The sequence below is a fragment of the Streptomyces roseofulvus genome (assembly GCF_039534915.1).
GTDB classification, from domain to species: Bacteria; Actinomycetota; Actinomycetes; order Streptomycetales; family Streptomycetaceae; genus Streptomyces; species Streptomyces roseofulvus.
This window is the reverse complement of sequence record NZ_BAAAWE010000001.1, coordinates 6,579,953-6,597,146: the sequence shown is the minus strand read 5'-3', so window position 1 is coordinate 6,597,146 and position 17,194 is coordinate 6,579,953. Positions and strand designations below refer to the sequence as shown.

17 protein-coding genes are annotated in these 17,194 nt (G+C 74.0%); 7 read left to right on the top strand and 10 right to left on the bottom strand.

The window, feature by feature from the left end; translation table 11 throughout:
* Nucleotides 1-68 precede the first annotated feature (68 nt).
* Nucleotides 69-2,420: a Tex family protein gene (locus ABFY03_RS30435; RefSeq protein WP_346171307.1), complete on the top strand. Its 2,352-nt coding sequence runs from the start codon at nucleotides 69-71 to the stop codon at nucleotides 2,418-2,420.
* A gap of 124 nt (nucleotides 2,421-2,544) precedes the next feature.
* Here the strand turns inward: ABFY03_RS30435 and ABFY03_RS30430 are convergent, their stop codons facing one another.
* Genes ABFY03_RS30430 through ABFY03_RS30420 form a run of 3 tightly spaced genes read right to left on the bottom strand, consistent with a single transcriptional unit; the run spans nucleotide 2,545 to nucleotide 5,005 of the window.
* Nucleotides 2,545-2,949 carry a hypothetical protein gene (locus tag ABFY03_RS30430; RefSeq protein WP_319013231.1) on the bottom strand — a complete coding sequence of 135 codons (405 nt, stop codon included), beginning with the start codon at nucleotides 2,947-2,949 and terminating at the stop codon, nucleotides 2,545-2,547.
* A complete protein-coding gene (locus ABFY03_RS30425) occupies nucleotides 2,946-3,368 on the bottom strand; it encodes a 2-phosphosulfolactate phosphatase (protein ID WP_319013232.1) in 423 nt (140 codons plus the stop codon). Before ABFY03_RS30425 ends, ABFY03_RS30430 begins: the two co-directional genes overlap by 4 nt.
* Entirely contained in the window at nucleotides 3,368-5,005 is a 1,638-nt protein-coding gene (locus tag ABFY03_RS30420) for an ABC-F family ATP-binding cassette domain-containing protein (protein ID WP_319013233.1), read from the bottom strand. The genes ABFY03_RS30425 and ABFY03_RS30420 overlap by 1 nt, the downstream gene beginning before the upstream one ends.
* 52 nt (nucleotides 5,006-5,057) lie before the next feature.
* Between ABFY03_RS30420 and ABFY03_RS30415 the strand changes: the two genes are divergently transcribed.
* Complete coding sequence (locus ABFY03_RS30415) at nucleotides 5,058-6,014, top strand: NAD(P)/FAD-dependent oxidoreductase (RefSeq protein ID WP_346171306.1); 957 nt, start codon at nucleotides 5,058-5,060, stop codon at nucleotides 6,012-6,014.
* Between the two features lie 64 nt (nucleotides 6,015-6,078).
* Here ABFY03_RS30415 and ABFY03_RS30410 read toward each other — a convergent pair whose 3' ends face one another.
* Together ABFY03_RS30410 and ABFY03_RS30405 are read right to left on the bottom strand one after the other, a co-directional pair.
* A complete protein-coding gene (locus ABFY03_RS30410; protein WP_319013235.1) occupies nucleotides 6,079-6,375 on the bottom strand; it encodes a hypothetical protein in 297 nt (98 codons plus the stop codon).
* Between the two features lie 116 nt (nucleotides 6,376-6,491).
* Nucleotides 6,492-7,802 carry a M14 family metallopeptidase gene (locus tag ABFY03_RS30405; protein WP_346171305.1) on the bottom strand — a complete coding sequence of 437 codons (1,311 nt, stop codon included), beginning with the start codon at nucleotides 7,800-7,802 and terminating at the stop codon, nucleotides 6,492-6,494.
* Between the two features lie 205 nt (nucleotides 7,803-8,007).
* On the opposite strand from ABFY03_RS30405, the gene ABFY03_RS30400 reads away from it, so the two are divergent.
* Nucleotides 8,008-9,513: a M1 family metallopeptidase gene (locus ABFY03_RS30400; protein WP_346171304.1), complete on the top strand. Its 1,506-nt coding sequence runs from the start codon at nucleotides 8,008-8,010 to the stop codon at nucleotides 9,511-9,513.
* A 24-nt stretch (nucleotides 9,514-9,537) separates the two neighbouring features.
* Here ABFY03_RS30400 and ABFY03_RS30395 read toward each other — a convergent pair whose 3' ends face one another.
* Nucleotides 9,538-10,572 carry an oxygenase MpaB family protein gene (locus ABFY03_RS30395; protein WP_346171303.1) on the bottom strand — a complete coding sequence of 345 codons (1,035 nt, stop codon included), beginning with the start codon at nucleotides 10,570-10,572 and terminating at the stop codon, nucleotides 9,538-9,540.
* Between the two features lie 141 nt (nucleotides 10,573-10,713).
* On the bottom strand, nucleotides 10,714-11,205 hold the full coding sequence (locus ABFY03_RS30390) for a F0F1 ATP synthase subunit B family protein (RefSeq protein WP_319013239.1): 492 nt from the start codon (nucleotides 11,203-11,205) through the stop codon (nucleotides 10,714-10,716).
* Between the two features lie 172 nt (nucleotides 11,206-11,377).
* Between ABFY03_RS30390 and sph the strand changes: the two genes are divergently transcribed.
* Complete coding sequence (sph, locus tag ABFY03_RS30385; protein WP_346171302.1) at nucleotides 11,378-12,358, top strand: sphingomyelin phosphodiesterase; 981 nt, start codon at nucleotides 11,378-11,380, stop codon at nucleotides 12,356-12,358.
* 22 nt (nucleotides 12,359-12,380) lie between these two features.
* On the opposite strand, the gene ABFY03_RS30380 is transcribed toward sph, so the two are convergent.
* On the bottom strand, nucleotides 12,381-12,884 hold the full coding sequence (locus ABFY03_RS30380; protein ID WP_346171301.1) for a hypothetical protein: 504 nt from the start codon (nucleotides 12,882-12,884) through the stop codon (nucleotides 12,381-12,383).
* Between the two features lie 44 nt (nucleotides 12,885-12,928).
* Nucleotides 12,929-13,414, bottom strand: a complete 486-nt coding sequence (locus tag ABFY03_RS30375) for a macro domain-containing protein (RefSeq protein WP_346171300.1) — start codon at nucleotides 13,412-13,414, stop codon at nucleotides 12,929-12,931.
* A gap of 84 nt (nucleotides 13,415-13,498) precedes the next feature.
* Here ABFY03_RS30375 and ABFY03_RS30370 point away from each other — a divergent pair, with 84 nt between their 5' ends.
* Genes ABFY03_RS30370 through ABFY03_RS30360 form a run of 3 tightly spaced genes read left to right on the top strand, consistent with a single transcriptional unit; the run spans nucleotide 13,499 to nucleotide 15,033 of the window.
* Entirely contained in the window at nucleotides 13,499-13,708 is a 210-nt protein-coding gene (locus ABFY03_RS30370) for a helix-turn-helix domain-containing protein (RefSeq protein WP_031004626.1), read from the top strand.
* Nucleotides 13,708-14,244, top strand: a complete 537-nt coding sequence (locus tag ABFY03_RS30365) for a Clp protease N-terminal domain-containing protein (RefSeq protein WP_319013243.1) — start codon at nucleotides 13,708-13,710, stop codon at nucleotides 14,242-14,244. The genes ABFY03_RS30370 and ABFY03_RS30365 overlap by 1 nt, the downstream gene beginning before the upstream one ends.
* 51 nt (nucleotides 14,245-14,295) lie before the next feature.
* Nucleotides 14,296-15,033: a MerR family transcriptional regulator gene (locus tag ABFY03_RS30360; RefSeq protein WP_319013244.1), complete on the top strand. Its 738-nt coding sequence runs from the start codon at nucleotides 14,296-14,298 to the stop codon at nucleotides 15,031-15,033.
* Here the strand turns inward: ABFY03_RS30360 and ABFY03_RS30355 are convergent.
* On the bottom strand, nucleotides 15,020-17,194 hold the full coding sequence (locus tag ABFY03_RS30355; protein ID WP_346171299.1) for a 3-hydroxyacyl-CoA dehydrogenase NAD-binding domain-containing protein: 2,175 nt from the start codon (nucleotides 17,192-17,194) through the stop codon (nucleotides 15,020-15,022). The two genes, ABFY03_RS30360 and ABFY03_RS30355, sit on opposite strands and share 14 nt — an antisense overlap.

The following is a 17,194-nucleotide window of genomic DNA, read 5'->3' as shown; positions in this document are numbered from 1 at the left end:
CGTACGGGTGACCGACCCGGCACAATGCACTCGCAAGCAGCAGGCACGAGAAGGCGAGTCGGGACACCGTGACGACGTCCATCGAAGCAAGGATCGCCGAGGAGCTCGGCGTACGCGAGCGACAGGTGAGGGCGGCGGTCGAGCTGCTCGACGGCGGCTCCACCGTGCCGTTCATCGCGCGCTACCGCAAGGAAGCGACCGAGATGCTCGACGACGCGCAGCTCCGCACCCTCGAGGAGCGGCTGCGGTACCTGCGGGAGCTGGAGGACCGGCGGACCGCCGTCCTCGACTCGGTGCGCGAGCAGGGCAAGCTCACCGAGGAGCTGGAGGCCCGGATCCTGGCCGCCGACACCAAGGCGCGCCTGGAGGACATCTACCTGCCGTTCAAGCCGAAGCGGCGGACCAAGGCGCAGATCGCCCGCGAGGCCGGGCTCGCGCCGCTGGCGGAGGGGCTGCTCGCCGACCCGTCGGTGGAGCCGGCGGCCGCCGCGGCGGCCTTCGTCGACGCGGACAAGGGCGTCGCGGACGCCGCGGCCGCCCTGGAGGGCGCGCGGGCGATCCTCACCGAGACGTTCTCCGAGGACGCCGACCTCATCGGCGAGCTGCGCGAGCGGATGTGGGGCCGGGGCCGGCTGGTCGCCCGAGTCCGCGAGGGCAAGGAGCAGGAGGGCGCGAAGTTCTCCGACTACTTCGACTTCGCCGAGCCGTTCACGGCCCTCCCCTCCCACCGGGTCCTCGCCATGCTGCGCGGCGAGAAGGAGGACGTGCTCAGCCTGGAGCTCGAACCGGAGGAGCCCACCGACGGGCCCTCGTCGTACGAGCCGATCGTGGCCGGCCGCTTCGGCATCGCCGACCGGGGGCGCCCCGGGGACAAGTGGCTCCAGGACACGGTCCGCTGGGCCTGGCGCACCCGGATCCTGGTGCACCTCGGGATCGACCTGCGGCTGCGGCTGCGGACGGCCGCCGAGGACGAGGCCGTCCGGGTCTTCGCGGCGAACCTGCGGGACCTGCTGCTCGCCGCCCCGGCGGGCACCCGGGCCACGCTGGGCCTCGACCCCGGCTTCCGTACCGGGGTGAAGGTGGCGGTGGTCGACGCGACCGGCAAGGTCGTCGCCACCGACACGATCTACCCGCACGTCCCGGCCAACAAGTGGGACGAGTCGCTGGCGAAGCTGGCGCGGCTCGCCAAGGAGCACGCGGTCGAGCTGGTCGCCATCGGCAACGGCACGGCCTCCCGCGAGACGGACAAGCTCGCCGGTGAACTCCTCGCCAAGCACCCCGAGTTGAACCTGACGAAGGTGATGGTCTCGGAGGCCGGGGCCTCGGTCTACTCGGCCTCCGCCTTCGCCTCGCAGGAACTCCCCGGCCTGGACGTGTCGTTGCGCGGCGCGGTGTCGATCGCCCGCCGCCTCCAGGACCCGCTGGCCGAGCTGGTGAAGATCGACCCGAAGTCGATCGGCGTCGGCCAGTACCAGCACGACCTCGCCGAGACGAAGCTCTCGCGCTCGCTCGACGCGGTCGTCGAGGACTGTGTGAACGGCGTCGGCGTCGATGTCAACACCGCCTCGGCGCCGCTGCTTTCACGGGTCTCCGGGATCAGCGCGGGCCTCGCCGAGAACATCGTGGCGCACCGCGACGCCCACGGCCCCTTCCGCTCCCGCAAGGCGCTGAAGGACGTGGCCCGGCTCGGCCCGAAGGCGTACGAGCAGTGCGCGGGCTTCCTGCGGATCCGGGGCGGCGACGACCCGCTGGACGCCTCCGCGGTGCACCCGGAGGCGTACCCGGTGGTGCGGCGGATGGCGAAGACCACCGGCGGCGAGGTCGCCGCGCTGATCGGCGACACGGGGACGCTGCGGTCGCTGCGGGCGGGCGACTTCGTGGACGAGACCTTCGGTCTGCCGACCGTCACCGACATCCTGCGCGAGCTGGAGAAGCCCGGCCGCGACCCGCGGCCCGCCTTCAGGACGGCCACCTTCAAGGAGGGCGTCGAGAAGATCGGCGACCTGGTGTCGGGGATGGTCCTGGAGGGTGTCGTCACGAACGTGGCGGCGTTCGGGGCGTTCGTGGACGTCGGTGTGCACCAGGACGGTCTGGTGCACGTCTCGGCCATGTCGAAGACCTTCGTCAAGGACCCGCGGGACGTGGTGAAGCCGGGGGACGTGGTGAAGGTGAAGGTGCTGGACGTCGACATCCCGCGGAAGCGGATCTCGCTGACGCTGCGGCTGGACGACGAGGCGACGGCCGACGGCTCCGCGCCGAAGCGGGAGCGGGAGCGGCCGCCGCGGCAGCGGCAGGGTGGCCAGGGGCGTGGCCAGGGCGGCCAGCCTCGGAGTCAGGCGCAGGCGCCGGCGAACTCCGCGATGGCGGACGCGCTGCGGAAGGCGGGGCTGCTCGGGGAGGGTGGACGCGAGAAGCGCTGAGGTACGACGGGGGCACGACGGAGCGGAGGCGCCCGCGAAGGCGCCGTTCCGTCGTGCCCACCCCCGAGGACTTCGTCCAGGGGGTGCCCCCGGCCCTGCGGCACGGATGCCCACGACGGAGCGGCTACGGCAGGAAGCGGAGGGCCCAGTCGGCTCGGTTCGAGACGGTGAGGTCGTCGTCCTCCGTCAGGGGGCGGAGGACCTTCTCCGCCGTCTTCGGGTCGGACTGGACCAGGTCGACGATCTCCGTGGCCAGGCCGTCCTGGTCGTCGCCGAGGTCCACCGCCGAGGCGCGGACCAGGACCGGGAGGGTCGTCGGGCCGCCGAGGGCGGCGATCACGCCGCCGAGGAGTTCGCGGGCGTAGCCGTTGCGCTCGGCGACGGCCCGGTCCAGCTCGGACTCCAGGCGCGGCAGCAGCGCCCGGTCGCCGCTCGCCGCGATCTCGTCGGCGAGGTCGATCGTGGCGTCGACGTCGGCGTCGAGGTCGTCCAGCATCGCGAGGAGCCGGGTCACGCTGTCGTCGGTCATGGTGCCTCCTGGAATGCGCCGTCCACGAGGGCGGGGACGGTCGTCGACGCGTCGAGTTCGGCGGCCACCTCCACGTCCCGCGGATAGCCGTACTCGTACAGTTCACGGCCCGCGTCGCAGCCGTGCAAGGCGGCGACCGGGTCCTCCGTGGCCGCCCGCAGCGTGGCCGCCGCGGTCGCCTCGGGGGTCAGGGGGAGCCCCGGCGCGAGGGTGCGCAGGGCGTCGAGGACGGCGCCGGCCCCGAGGTGGTCCTCCAGGGCGGGGCGCAGCGAGCCGTCCGGCCACCGCTCGCCGGCGGCGATCACGGTCGCGACGCCGGCCCCGGCGGCGAGGGTGGAGCCGTTCGGGGAGGGCAGGACCGGGCAGGCCGGGGCGAGGGCCCGTGCCTCGACGGGCCCCCCGCCGAAGGGGACGGTCATCAGAGTTCGGTGACCTTGCCGTCGGCGACCTCGACGCGGCGGTTGACGCGGATGGCGTCGAGCATCCGGCGGTCGTGGGTGACGAGGAGGAGGGTGCCCTCGTAGGAGTCGAGGGCGGACTCCAGCTGCTCGATGGCGGGCAGGTCGAGGTGGTTCGTCGGCTCGTCGAGGACCAGGAGGTTGACGCCCCGGCCCTGGAGGAGGGCGAGCGCGGCCCGGGTCCGCTCGCCGGGCGAGAGGGTGGTGGCGGGGCGCAGCACGTGGTCGGCCTTGAGGCCGAACTTGGCGAGCAGGGTGCGGACGTCGGCCGGTTCGGTGTCCGGGACGGCGGCGCAGAACGCGTCGAGGAGCGTCTCGGTGCCGTGGAAGAGCCGGCGGGCCTGGTCGACCTCGCCGACGACGACGCCGGAGCCGAGGACGGCGTGGCCGGAGTCGAGCGGGAGGCGGCCGAGGAGGGCGGCGAGCAGGGTGGACTTGCCGGCGCCGTTGGCGCCGGTGACGGCGACCCGGTCGGCCCAGTCGATCTGGAGCGAGACGGGCCCGAAGGAGAAGTCGCCGCGGCGGACCTCGGCGTCGCGGAGGGTGGCGACGACGGAGCCGGAGCGGGGCGCGGCGGCGATCTCCATCCGCAGCTCCCACTCCTTGCGGGGCTCCTCGACGACGTCCAGGCGCTCGATCATGCGCTGGGTCTGGCGGGCCTTCGCGGCCTGCTTCTCGCTGGCCTCGCCGCGCAGCTTGCGGCCGATCTTGTCGTTGTCGGTGGCCTTGCGGCGGGCGTTGCGGACGCCCTTGTCCATCCAGTTGCGCTGCATGAGGGCACGGCCCTCCAGGGCGGCCTTCTTGTCGGCGTACTCCTCGTACTCCTCGCGGGCGTGCCGGCGGGCGGTGGCCCGCTCCTCCAGGTAGGCGTCGTAGCCGCCGCCGTAGAGGGTGATCTGCTGCTGGGCGAGGTCGAGTTCGAGGACCTTGGTGACCGTGCGGGTGAGGAACTCGCGGTCGTGGCTGACGACGACGGTGCCGGCTCGCAGGCCCTTGACGAAGGTCTCCAGGCGCTCCAGGCCGTCCAGGTCGAGGTCGTTGGTCGGCTCGTCGAGGAGGAAGACGTCGTAGCGGGAGAGGAGCAGGGAGGCGAGGCCGGCGCGGGCGGCCTGGCCGCCGGAGAGGCCGGTCATGGGCTGGTCGAGGTCGACGGTGAGGCCCAGGGAGGCGGCGACCTCCTCGGCGCGCTCGTCGAGGTCGGCGCCGCCCAGGTCCAGCCAGCGCTCCAGGGTGGTGGCGTACGCGTCGTCGGCGCCGGGGGTGCCGTCGACGAGGCCCTGGGTGGCCTCGTCCATGGCGGCCTGGGCGGCGGCGACGCCGGTGCGGCGGGCCAGGAACGCGCGGACGGTCTCGCCGGGGCGCCGCTCGGGCTCCTGCGGGAGGTGGCCGACGGTCGCGGTCGGCGGGGAGAGCCGGACCTCGCCCTCCTCGGGGGCGTCGAGCCCGGCGAGCAGCCGCAGCAGGCTGGACTTGCCGGCGCCGTTGACGCCGACGAGGCCGATGACGTCGCCGGGGGCGACGACGAGGTCGAGCCCGGCGAAGAGGGTGCGTTCGCCGTGGCCGGCGGCGAGGTCCTTGGCGACGAGTGTGGCAGTCATCAGACCACGCATCCTACGTGGGAGCCGGGGGGCTCCCGGGTACGGTCCGGGCATGGACAGCGACGTGATCGTGGTGGGCGACGGGGTCGTCGGGCTGACGACGGCGGTGACGCTGGCGGAGCGGGGACTGCGGGTGCGGGTGTGGTCCCGGGACCCGGCCGGGGAGACGACCTCGGCGGTGGCGGGCGCCTCGTGGTGGCCGTACCGGATCGAGCCGGCGGAGGAGGCCGGGGCCTGGGCGCTGGAGTCGCTGCGGGTGTACGGGGAGCTGGCGCGGACGCCGGAGGAGACCGGGGTGCGGTGGGTGCCGGGGGTGCACGCCGACACCGTCCTGGACGGGCTCGGGGCGTGGGCGGCGCGGGTGGCGGGGCTGCGGCAGCTGCCGGCCGGGGAGGTGCCGGGGCCGTACGCCACGGGCCTCGCGGCCCGGCTGCCGCTGATCGACATGCCGGTCCACCTGGCGTGGCTGCGGGACCGGCTGGCGGCGGCGGGCGGGGTGGTCGAGCGGCGGGCTGCGCGGGGCTGGGCGGAGCCGGCGGCGGTGGCGCCGGTGGTGGTGAACTGCACGGGTCTCGCCGCGCGGGAGCTGGTCCCGGACGGCGGACTGCGGCCGGTGCGGGGGCAGTTGGTGCTGGTGGAGAACCCGGGGATCGAGGAGTGGTTCACGGCGGCGGACGCGGGGGCCGCGGAGACGACCTACTTCTTTCCCCAGCCGGGTCGGCTGGTCCTCGGCGGGACCGCCGAGGAGGGGGCGGAGGGGCTGGCGCCCGATCAGGCGACGGCGGCGGGGATCGTGGCGCGGTGCGCGCGGATCCGGCCGGAGATCGCCGGGGCGCGGGTGCTGGGGCACCGGGTGGGGCTGCGTCCGGCCCGGGCGGGCGGGGTGCGCATCGAGGCGGAGCGGCTGCCGGGCGGGGGCCGGCTCGTGCACCACTACGGGCACGGGGGCGCCGGGGTCACGGTGGCCTGGGGGTGCGCGCGGCGGGCGGCGGAGCTGGTGACGGGCTGAACGGCCGACGGCCCCGTCCGGAGGGACGGGGCCGTCGGGGAGCGGCGGGGTGGCCCGCCCGGGGTCACCTGCCGAACGGCGGGGCCACGACCTCGTCGGCGCGGGCGCACTGCCTGGCCTGGCGGTCCAGGGCGTCGGCGCGGGCGGCGGCCCGGCGGGCCTCCTCGCGGGCGCCGAGGCGCTTGAGCTGGGCGGCCCGGTCGCGCTCGTCGCGGGCCTGCTGGTGGAGCCGGTTGACGTTGCAGGTGCGGCTGGTCGCCGCCTCGGCCACCGGGGCGGTGACGGTCTGGCCGAGCAGCAGGCCCCCGGCCAGCAGCACGGTGGCGAGCAGGGCGCGGCGCGCACGCGTCGCGTGGTTCATGTGTTTCTCCAAGTCGGAGCCGTGACGGCCCGTGTGAGGCATGGTCAGTACCGACCAGTAACTTTACGCGCTCCGACGCGACCGATCGGACACGACCCGCCGTACCCACCCGATCGTCAACACTCCTCCACAGAACGCCCACTGACGAGGTGGTAGGCGGCGCGGCCGTCGAGCAGCAGGGGCACGAGCAGCCGCTGCGACTGGCGCAGCGGGACGAACGCGCCACCGCCCTCCTCGCGGCGCACCGTCACGCCGTGCAGGGCGAGTTCGTCGCCCGCCTCGGCGTACTGGGCGGCGTCGAGGCGGTAGCCGCAGGGCGGGTCGGCGAGGATCTCGGCGGGCTCGGGCGGGTCGTTGTCGGCGCCGCCGAGGTAGACGGGGCCGCGGTCCGCGAAGCCGGTGAGCCGGGCGGCGGCGGAGGCCGCGGCCAGCGGGCCGCCGCGCTCGGAGACGTACGCGAAGACGTCCTTCAGCGCGGTGAGGTGGGTGGCCACCCTGCGCCGCTGGGAGAGGGCCGGGTCGCGTTCCTCGGCCTCGCCCAGCGGGTCCTCCCGGGTCTCGGCGAGCAGGGCGGCCATGTGCTTGATCCCGGCCGTGTTGCGCAGGATGCGCTCCTGGCCGTCTCCGGCGACCTGCCGCACCGGCTGTCCGGTGAGCGGGTCGGTCCAGATGCCGTACACGCCGTGGGTGTGCCCGGCGCGGGCGGCGCCGGGGCGGACGTACTCCTCCGAGAGGGTGCGGGACTCGGCGTGGACGCGGGCGTCGGTGTCGAGGCTGCGCGGCCAGAGGGTGAGCAGGTCCTTGTCGTAGAAGCCGGGGGTGGCGCCGTACTCGTGCAGGTCGTGGACGAGGTCGGGCCGCCGGTCGCGGAGGACGGCGGCGAGGGCGCGGGCCTCGGGGGTGCGCAGCGCCAGGTGGTCGCGGTTGACGTCGACGCCGGCGGCGTTGCCCCGGGTGCCGGCCTCGCGCCCGTCGGGGTTGGCGTTGGGCACGACGAGGACGGTGGTGCGGGCGAGGAGCCGCAGGGTTCCGGGGTCGCGGGTGTGGGCGAGGTCCCGGACGGTGGTGAGGCACGCCTCCCGGCCGGCCGGTTCGTCGCCGTGCTGGCCGCAGACGAGCAGGACCGTCGCGGCGCCGTGGGCGGCGCCGAGGGCGGCGAGCCGCAGCGGCCGGCCCTGCTGGCTGGCGCCGATCGTGGTGACCGTGACCCGGTCGCTGCCGCGGTCGACGGCGGCGAGGAAGGCGCGCTCCTCGGCCTCGGTGGTCCAGCGGGCGCCGCCGCTCGTCTCGAATCCGGTCCGGGGCGGGGCGGGCGGTCCGGCGGGGCCGGCCGCCTTCGCCGGGACGGTGACGAGGGGCAGTCCGAGCACGGCGGTCCCGGCGGCGAGGGCCAGGACGCGGCGGGCGGCACGCGGTCGCTTCGGCATGGGGCGGAACGTACTCGCCGGGCCCGCCGGGGCGGAAGACCGCGTGCGGGAAACGGGTGAACGGGTGGTTCATGTCGGCCGAATGGCGATCGTGTGGCGGGAGGCGCTCTTTACGTGACCGTCCGCGGCGTGGTTCATAGAGTCCGGACTTAAGGACCGACGCCCACCCACGCGTCTTACGTTTCTTATGACTTGGGGAGCATCCGTGCACCGCAGACTGATCGTTCCGAGCGCCCTCGCCGCCTCACTCCTGCTGGCGATCCCGGCATCGGCGGCCGACTACGTCCCCGGCGCGCCGGGCATCGGCGACTCCTACTACCCGGCGAGCGGCAACGGCGGCTACGACGTCTCCCACTACGACCTGCGCCTGAAGTACCAGCCGGCGACCGACCTCCTGGAGGGCACGGCGACGATCCTGGCGACGACGACGCAGAACCTCTCCCGGTTCAACCTGGACCTGGGGCTGCGGGCGAGCGAGGTGCGGGTCGACGGGCGGCTCGCGAAGGCCACCGCGACCGGGGCGCACGAGCTGGAGATCGTCCCGGCCGTGCCGCTGCCGAAGGGCAAGCAGATCACGGTGGTGGTCCGCTACGCGGGCAAGCCGTCGGAGTTCAAGGTCGACGGCTGGTCGGCGTGGCACCGCACCCCGGACGGCGGTGTCGCCGCGCAGGAGCCCGACTCGGCCGCCTGGTGGTTCCCGTCCAACGACCACCCGCGCGACAAGGCCACCTTCGACGTGTCGGTCTCGGTGCCGGACGGCACCCAGGCGGTCAGCAACGGGGTGCTCCAGTCGCAGTCCTCCCGGCTCGGCTGGACCCGCTTCAACTGGCGCTCGAACAAGCCGCAGGCGACGTATCTGGCGACGCTCGCCGTCGGGAAGTTCGACATCACGACCGACAGGACCGCGAACGGGCTGCCCGTCCTCAACGCGTACAGCAAGGACCTCGGCGACAACGCGGGCGCGGCGCGCGCCTCGATCGAGCGGACCGCCGAGGTCGCGGAGTGGCTGGAGGGGGTCTTCGGCCCGTACCCCTTCAACGCGCTCGGCGGCTACGTCCCCAACGTGACGAGCGGGTACGCGCTGGAGACGCAGACCCGGCCGTTCTACAGCCCGCGCCAGTTCGCGAACGGCGCGAACGTGTCGGTGGTCGTGCACGAGCTGGCCCACCAGTGGTACGGCGACAGCGTCTCGGTGCACGACTGGAAGGACATCTGGGTCAACGAGGGCTTCGCCCGGTACAGCCAGTGGCTGTGGTCGGAGAAGGAGGGCGAGGGCACGGCCCAGGAGCTGGCCGACTACGTGTACGCCACGCGGACCGCCGAGGACCCGTTCTGGACGGTGAAGCCGGGCGACCCGGGCCCGGACAACCAGTTCCACATCGCCGTGTACGACCGGGGCGCGCTGGCGCTCCAGGCGCTGCGCAACGAGATCGGCGACGAGGACTTCTTCGCGGTCCTGAAGGGCTGGCCGCAGCGGTTCGCCCACGGCAACGCGCGGGTCGCGGACTTCGTCCGGTACGCGGAGGAGGTCTCCGGCAAGCCGCTGGCGGCGCTCTTCGACACCTGGCTGTACCAGCCCGCGAAGCCGGCGGCCGGGCCCTCGCCCGTGGGCGCCTCCCTGGCCCGGGCGGCCGCGGCGGAGCCCGTCCAGCCGAAGTCGTGGAAGAAGATCGCGGCGACGAACACGATCCACGAGCACGAGGACCACTGAGGCACCGCCCCGGGAGGCCGTCCGTCAGCGCCCGGCGCGGCGGGCGGCCTCCCGGGCGCGCCGGGCGAGCGGCAGATAGCGCAGCCGCTCGGGCAGGACCGGCACGACGACCCGCACGACCCGGGCGAGACGGCGCAGCCGGCGCTCCTGTTCCGGCGTCCACTCCAGGCCGATCGCCGCGCGGGCGTCCGGCGGCATCAGGCCGACGGTGAGGAAGGCGCGGACCCGCTGGAAGGGGCGGCGGAGCAGCGGCCACAGGGGGCGGAGGACCAGCCGGAGGAGGAGCGGCCCCCGGTCGGGGGCGGGGACGGGGGCGTCCGGGTCGAGCAGCTCGCGGACGACGGCGGTGGCCTCCAGCTCCTCGGCGAGGACCGTGCGGTAGTACGGCCAGAACTCCTCGACGGTCTGCGGCATGTCCCGGTCGTGGATGCCGAGGATCCGCCCGACCTGGAGCCATTCGGCGTACAGCCTGCGGTCCTGGGCCTCGGTGAGGGGCCGGTGGAGCAGGGCGAGGCCGTGCCGGTAGACGGGGTAGCCGGTGGCATGGACCCAGGCGTAGTAGGCGGGGGTGAGGGCGTGGTAGCGGCGCCCGTGCGCGTCGGTGCCCTGGATGGAACGGTGCAGGGCGCGCAGCCGGCGCCCTTCGGCTGCGGCCCGGTCGCCTCCGTACACCCAGAGCTGGACGGAGCGCAGCGAGCGCTCGCCGCGGCCCCAGGGGTCGGTGCGGAAGACGGAGTGCTCGTCGACGCCGGCGCCGATCGCGGGGTGGGCGACCTGCATGGTGAGGGCGGCGGGCAGCATCAGGAGGGCGCGGACGTCCCCGGCGACGCTCCACAGCACGCCGCCGGCGGGCGGCGGGACGGGGTCGGCGGAGTGCCGGCCGGTCGCGCGCGGGCCGGCCGCCGGCCCGGGCTCCGAACCTTCCGCGACAGCGGTGCCGTCGGGCGTGCCCGAGGGACCGGGCGCGGAGCGGCGGGTGTCACGCGCGCCGGGCTCCGCCCCGGCCGCGCCCGCGAGCCCTGCCCCGGGCTCGGCCGCGGTGTCGCCGCTGGTGCTCATACGGGGGCCTCCCTCTGCCTCTCGCCTCGGTGGCCGCCCTTCCAGGGTGCGCCCTCGGGGCCGTACGACGACGCCGGGGCCGTTCCCGTGGGCTCTCGCCCCGGGTACGGCCCCGGCGTGGTGATCTGCGGGCGGTCGCGGTCAGGCGCGGTCGGCGCCGACCGGCTCGCCGACGATGCGGCCGGCGAGGGCGCGGGCCCAGGCGTCGACGTCGGCGTTGAGCTCGCGCTCGGCGGCCTCGCGCTCGGCGGCGATCTTCGCGCCACCGGCGGCGAGGATCGCGTCGCGCTCGGCCTGGCCCTCGGCGCGGGCGGCGGCGATGGCGGCGGAGCCCTCCTCGACGGCCTTCGAGCGGATCCGGGCGGCGTCGTGGCGGGCCTCGGCGAGCTCGGCCTCGTACTGGGCGCGGATGTCGGCGGCCTCGGAGCGCAGGTCGTCGGCGCGCTCGGTGCCGCCGTCGATGGCGTCCTCACGCTGCTCGATCGTGCGCTTGATCTTCGGCAGGATCACCTTCGCCATGAAGAAGAAGGTCAGGAAGAACACGGCGAAGCCGATGATGAGCTCGGCCCAGACGGGGTTGAGCGGGCCGAGGTCCATGTTGAAGATCTTGGCATTGGAGGCGAGGGTCGTCATGGCGCGCATTCTACCTGGTCCCGGAAGCGGCGAATCGTACACCCCGTCGATCGTTGGCGCGCTCGTACGACGCGGTCAAGATTCCCGGCACCTGAAGGCTACCGGAAGGTAACTACGACTGGTTGTATGTCCCGCGCCGAGTCCAACCCCCCACCACTCGACGGGAGTTCACGTGTCCCTCAGCGCGTTCCGCCGTATCCCCGGTGCCGCCCTGTCCCTGGCGCTCGCCGCCGCCACCCTGGCGGCGACCGCCCCCGCAGCCTCCGCCGCCTCCACCGAGGCGCCGCGCATGAAGGTGCTCACCTACAACGCCTTCCTCTTCAGCAAGACCCTGTACCCGAACTGGGGGCAGGACCACCGGGCCCGGGCGATCCCCGCGGCCCCGTTCTTCCAGGGCCAGGACGTCGTGGTGATCCAGGAGGCGTTCGACAACTCCTCCTCCGACGCGCTCAAGGCGAACGCCGCCGCGGCCTACCCGTACCAGACGCCCGTCATGGGCCGCTCGAAGACCGGCTGGGACGCCACCGGCGGGGCCTACTCGGCGACCACCCCCGAGGACGGCGGGGTCACGGTCCTCAGCAAGTGGCCGATCGTCCGCAAGGAGCAGTACGTCTACAAGGACGCCTGCGGCGCCGACTGGTACTCGAACAAGGGCTTCGTCTACGCGGTCCTCGACGTGAACGGCAGCCGCGTCCACGTCGTCGGCACCCACGCCCAGTCCACCGACCCGGGCTGCTCGGCGGGCGAGGCGGCGCAGATGCGCAGCCGCCAGTTCAAGGCGATGGACGCCTTCCTGGACGCCAAGAACATCCCCGCGGGCGAGCAGGTGATCGTCGCGGGCGACATGAACGTGGACTCCCGCACCCCGGAGTACGCCACGATGCTGGCCGACGCGGGGCTGGCCGGCGCGGACGCCCGCACCGGTCACCCGTACTCCTTCGACACCGAGCTGAACTCGATCGCCGCGGAGCGCTACCCGGACGACCCGCGCGAGGACCTCGATCACGTCCTCTACCGGGCCGGCAACGCCCGCCCGGCGAACTGGACGAACCACGTGGTCCTGGAGTCGAGCGCGCCGTGGACGGTCTCCAGCTGGGGCACCTCGTACACGTACACCAACCTGTCCGACCACTACCCGGTGACCGGCTTCTGAGGCGGCCGTCCGGGCCCTCGGGTCAGGAACCGGCGCCGCCGAAGACGGTGTACGCCCAGGCGGCGACGGCTGTGCCGACCAGCACCAGCACCACCCAGGAGCCGGCGCCCGTGTGCCGGCTCCCGGCCCTGGGTGCCCGGGGCGTCCTCTTCCGCACCTTGGACGCCTTGGGCGCCTTGGGTGCCTTGGGTGCCTTCCCCGGCCGGCCGGCCCGCGAGGGGCCGGCCGGCTCGGCCGCCGCGGCGACCTCGGCGAGCATCCGCCGGCAGACGGTGGCCAGCTCGGAGACCGGCGCCGTCAGGTCCACCACGACCTCGGTCCGGGCCGGCGCCGTGGTCCCCCCGTCGAGCAGCCGCCCGGCCCGCAGCAGCGCCCGGTCCCTGCCGCCCGTCGGGGCGAGGCTGATCCACCGCCGCACGTGCTCGCCACGGATCACGACACCGCCGCCCCGCTCCCGGTACACCGTGTGCTCCCGCCACAGGACTCCGGCCAATTCCGAAGCGGTCTCCCTGAGTTGCGCGTACATCCCACTCCCCTGTTCCGTCCGCAGACGCGGACCGGCCGCCGACTCTAGCCGCCGGCGACGTCGTACACGGTGACCGGTATCCCCCGGGCCACCAGCCGCTCCCGGACCATCGGCTCCACCCGCTCCCACCGCCCCCCGGCGAGCCCGCAGCCAATCCGCGGCATGTGCACGGAGGCCCCGAGCTCGACCGCCTTGTCGGCGAGCCGCCCGAGGGCCGCGTCGATCGCCTCGTACCGCACGGGGACGCCGGTGCTCCGCCCGGTGCGGATCCCCCGCTGGCCGACCAGGTTCGCCACCCAGAGGTACGGCGAGACCTGGACGAACTGCGCCGCGCCGAGCCCGAAGTCGTTGGACGCCCGCTCGCGGTGCCAGCGGCGGTAGGCCGCCTCCGGCTCCGGCCAGCGCCGCGAGACGGCCACCACGAAGCCCTTGCCCCATCCGCCCAGGTCGTTGCAGACATGGGCGATGATCCGGACGCCCTTCCCGAGGGGAGCGGTCGCGTCACCGCGTACGTATGCGATCTCCGTCATGGGGTCACCGTAGGGCTCGGCACCGACATCACCCTCGCGTCAACCATGGTTGACACCCGACAGGTGTCAACCTACATTGACAGCATGACCGATGCGACCGATCTCGCCGCGCGGGCCGGCGACCGCGACCCCCGGGTGGGGCTGCGGGCCGTCTCCGCCCTGCGGCGGCTGCTGGAACAGCTGGAGGCCGTCCAGGTGCGCGGCGCGCGCGCCCAGGGGTGGTCCTGGCAGGAGATCGCCACCGAGCTGGGAGTCAGCCGGCAGGCCGTTCACAAGAAGTACGGGAGGCAGTGATGTTCGAACGGTTCACGAAGGCGGCGCGCGCCGTGGTGAAGGGCGCCGCCGAGCACGCGGAGCGCGGGGGCGCGGCGGTCGTCACGCCGGAGCACCTGCTGCTGGCGCTGCTCGACCGGGAGGACACCCGCGCCGCGGCGGCGCTCGGCCGGCTCTGCCCGGCGGAGCGGCGGCCGTCGCTGTGCGCCGCGCTCTCCGACGCCCGGCGCCGGGCCGGGCTCTCCCGGGCGGACACGGAGGCGCTGGCCGGCCTCGGCATCGACGTCGGCGCGATCGTCGCCCGCGTCGAGGAGGCGCACGGCGCCGGCGCCCTGGCGGGCGACCGGAAGGACGAGGGCCGGTGGTCGGGGCGGCGGACCTTCTCCCGGGAGGCGAAGGGCGTCCTGGAGAAGTCGCTCCGGGTGGCGCTGGCCCGCAAGGACCGGGAGATCGGCGACGAGCACCTGCTGCTCGCGCTCACCACGACCGGCGGTGTCGTCGCCGAGGTGCTGGCCGACCACGGGGTGACGTACGCGGCCGTCGACACCGCGCTCTGAGCCACCGGGGGGGCTTTTACAGTTCTGGTGAGACAGCAATACTGTTCCACCATGGAGGACGCGAGCGACGAGGGACGGCTGCCCGGCTACACCGTCGACGAACTGGCCGCGCGGGCCGGGGTGACGGTGCGGACCGTGCGGTTCTACGGGACGCGGGGACTGCTGCCACCGCCGGTGATCGGGCCCCGCCGGGTCGGCCGGTACGGCCCCGAGCACCTGGCCCGGCTCGCGCTCATCGAGGAGCTGCAGCGGCAGGGCATGACGCTCGCCGCGATCGAGCGGTACCTGGAGCAGCTGCCGGCCGACCTGAGCGCGCAGGACCTCGCGGTGCACCGGGCGCTGGTGGCGTCCTGGGCTCCCGAGTCCGCCGAGTCGATCACCCGGCGGGAGCTGGAGCGGCGGGCCGGGCGGGAGCTGGCCGACCGGGACCTCGCGCGGCTCGCCGCCATGGGCGTCGTGGAGGCGGGCGAGGACCCGGAGGTCTTCCGGCTCGACGGTTCGCTGCTGCGGCTCGGGGTCGAGATGCTGGACGTGCCCATCGAGCACGACGCCATCCTGGCCTCGCGGACCGTGCTGCTCGACCACGCCCGGTCCGCCGCCCAGGAGCTGGCCCGGCTCTTCCAGGAGCAGGTGTGGAACCCGTACCGGGAGAGCGGGGAGGACCCGGACCACCTGACCGCCATGAAGTCGCTCTCCGCGCACATGCAGCCCATCGTGGTCCAGGCCCTCCTCACCGCGTTCCAGCGCTCCCTCAGCGCGGAGCTGAGGGCCGCCTTCAGGCGTCCGTGAAGGTCTCGCCCCGCTCGGCCTTCGCCACCAGGAGGGCCGGCGGGTCGAACCGCTCGCCGTACGTCTCCGCCAGCTCGCGGGCGCGGGCGACGAAACCGGCGACGCCGCCCTCGTAGCCGTTGACGTACTGGAGGATGCCGCCGGTCCAGGCCGGGAAGCCGATGCCCATGATGGAGCCGATGTTGGCGTCGGCGACGGACGTCAGGACGCCCTCCTCCAGGAGGCGGACGGTGTCCAGGGCCTCCGCGAAGAGCATCCGCTCCTGCATGTCGCGGAAGGGGATCTCGTACCCGGGCTTGGTGAAGTGCTCGCGCAGGCCCGGCCACAGCCTGCCCCGCTTGCCGGACTCGTCGTAGTCGTAGAAGCCCGCGCCGCCGCTGCGGCCGGGGCGGCCGAACTCGTCGACCATCCGGTCGATGACGACCTCGCCGGGGTGCGAGACCCAGGTGCCGCCCGCCTCCTCGACCGCCTTCCTCGTCTCGTTGCGGATCTTGCGCGGCAGGGTGAGGGTCAGCTCGTCCATGAGGGAGAGGACCTTCGCCGGGTAGCCGGCCTGGGCGGCGGCCTGCTCGACGGAGGCAGGCTCGATGCCCTCGCCGACCATCGCCACGCCCTCGTTGATGAAGTGGCCGATGACCCGCGAGGTGAAGAAGCCGCGCGAGTCGTTGACGACGATCGGCGTCTTGTTGATCTGGCGGACCAGGTCGAAGGCGCGGGCCAGGGCCTCGTCGCCGGTCCGCTCGCCCTTGATGATCTCGACCAGCGGCATCTTGTCGACCGGCGAGAAGAAGTGCAGGCCGATGAAGTCGGCCTGGCGCTCGACGCCCTCGGCGAGGACGGTGATCGGGAGGGTGGAGGTGTTGGAGCAGAGCAGCGCGTCGGGCTCGACGACGTGCTGGATCTCCTGGAAGACCTTGTGCTTGAGCGCGGTGTCCTCGAAGACGGCCTCGATGACCGCGTCGCAGCCGGCGAGGGCCTGCGGGTCGGCGGTGGGGGTGATGCGGGCGAGGAGGGCGTCGGCCTTCTCCTGGGTGGTGCGGCCCCGGGAGACGGCCTTGGCGCAGAGCTTCTCCGAGTACGCCTTGCCCTTGGCGGCGGCCTCGTCGGTGACGTCCTTGAGGACGACCTCGATGCCGGCGCGGGCGCAGGAGTACGCGATGCCGGCGCCCATCATGCCGGCGCCGAGCACGGCGACCTTGCGGACCTGGCGCTTCTCGACGCCCTGGGGGCGGCTGGCGCCGGAGTTGACGGCCTGGAGGTCGAAGAAGAACGCCTGGATCATGTTCTTCGCGGTCTGGCCGGTGACCAGCTCGGTGAAGTAGCGGGACTCGATGACCTGCGCGGTCTCGAAGTCGACCTGGGAGCCCTCGACGGCCGCGGCCATGATGCGCTGCGGGGCCGGGTAGGGCGCGCCGTTGAGCTGCTTGCGCAGGTTGGCCGGGAAGGCCGGCAGGTTGGCGGCGAACTTCGGGTTCGACGGGGTGCCGCCGGGGATCCGGTAGCCGGGCACGTCCCAGGGCTGGGCGGACTCCGGGTGGGCGTCGATGAAGGCGATGGCCTTGGCCATCATCTCCTCGGGGGTGGCGGCCAGTTCGTGGATCAGGCCGCTGTCCAGGGCGCGCTTCGGGGCGTACTGGGTGCCCTGGAGGAGGACCTTGAGGAGGGCGTCGGTGATGCCCATGAGACGGACGGCGCGGGTGACGCCGCCACCGCCGGGCAGCAGGCCGAGGGTGACCTCGGGCAGCCCGATCTTGGAGCCGGGCGCGTCGAGCGCGATCCGGTGGTGGGAGGCGAGCGCGATCTCGTAACCGCCGCCCAGGGCCGCGCCGTTGAGGGCGGCGACGACCGGCTTGCCGAGCGTCTCGATGCGGCGCAGGGCGCGCTTCATGTCCATCGCGGCGTCGAAGATGGACGGGGCGTGCTCGGGGCCCGCCTGGATCATGTCCTTGAGGTCGCCGCCGGCGAAGAAGGTCTTCTTCGCGGAGGTGTAGATGATGCCCCGGACGGAGTCCTTCTCGGCCTCCAGACGGTCGGCCACGGCCGTGATCGAGGCGCGGAACGCCTGGTTCATGGTGTTGGCGGACTGGTTCGGGTCGTCGAGGACGAGGGTGACGATCCCCGTGGCGTCCTGCTCCCAGCGGATGGTGGTGCTCTCGCTCAT

Bases quoted from the DNA above. Each gene is read 5' to 3' on its own strand.
- ABFY03_RS30430 (WP_319013231.1), bottom strand. From the start codon at position 2,949: ATGACCGACGACAGCGTGACCCGGCTCCTCGCGATGCTGGACGACCTC.
- ABFY03_RS30425 (WP_319013232.1), bottom strand. From the start codon at position 3,368: ATGACCGTCCCCTTCGGCGGGGGGCCCGTCGAGGCACGGGCCCTCGCC.
- ABFY03_RS30380 (WP_346171301.1), bottom strand. From the start codon at position 12,884: ATGTACGCGCAACTCAGGGAGACCGCTTCGGAATTGGCCGGAGTCCTG.
- ABFY03_RS30405 (WP_346171305.1), bottom strand. From the start codon at position 7,802: ATGCCGAAGCGACCGCGTGCCGCCCGCCGCGTCCTGGCCCTCGCCGCC.
- ABFY03_RS30390 (WP_319013239.1), bottom strand. From the start codon at position 11,205: ATGACGACCCTCGCCTCCAATGCCAAGATCTTCAACATGGACCTCGGC.
- ABFY03_RS30395 (WP_346171303.1), bottom strand. From the start codon at position 10,572: ATGAGCACCAGCGGCGACACCGCGGCCGAGCCCGGGGCAGGGCTCGCG.
- ABFY03_RS30375 (WP_346171300.1), bottom strand. From the start codon at position 13,414: ATGACGGAGATCGCATACGTACGCGGTGACGCGACCGCTCCCCTCGGG.
- ABFY03_RS30355 (WP_346171299.1), bottom strand. From the start codon at position 17,194: ATGAGCGAGAGCACCACCATCCGCTGGGAGCAGGACGCCACGGGGATC.
- ABFY03_RS30370 (WP_031004626.1), top strand. From the start codon at position 13,499: ATGACCGATGCGACCGATCTCGCCGCGCGGGCCGGCGACCGCGACCCC.
- ABFY03_RS30365 (WP_319013243.1), top strand. From the start codon at position 13,708: ATGTTCGAACGGTTCACGAAGGCGGCGCGCGCCGTGGTGAAGGGCGCC.
- ABFY03_RS30360 (WP_319013244.1), top strand. From the start codon at position 14,296: ATGGAGGACGCGAGCGACGAGGGACGGCTGCCCGGCTACACCGTCGAC.
- ABFY03_RS30410 (WP_319013235.1), bottom strand. From the start codon at position 6,375: ATGAACCACGCGACGCGTGCGCGCCGCGCCCTGCTCGCCACCGTGCTG.
- ABFY03_RS30420 (WP_319013233.1), bottom strand. From the start codon at position 5,005: ATGACTGCCACACTCGTCGCCAAGGACCTCGCCGCCGGCCACGGCGAA.
- ABFY03_RS30415 (WP_346171306.1), top strand. From the start codon at position 5,058: ATGGACAGCGACGTGATCGTGGTGGGCGACGGGGTCGTCGGGCTGACG.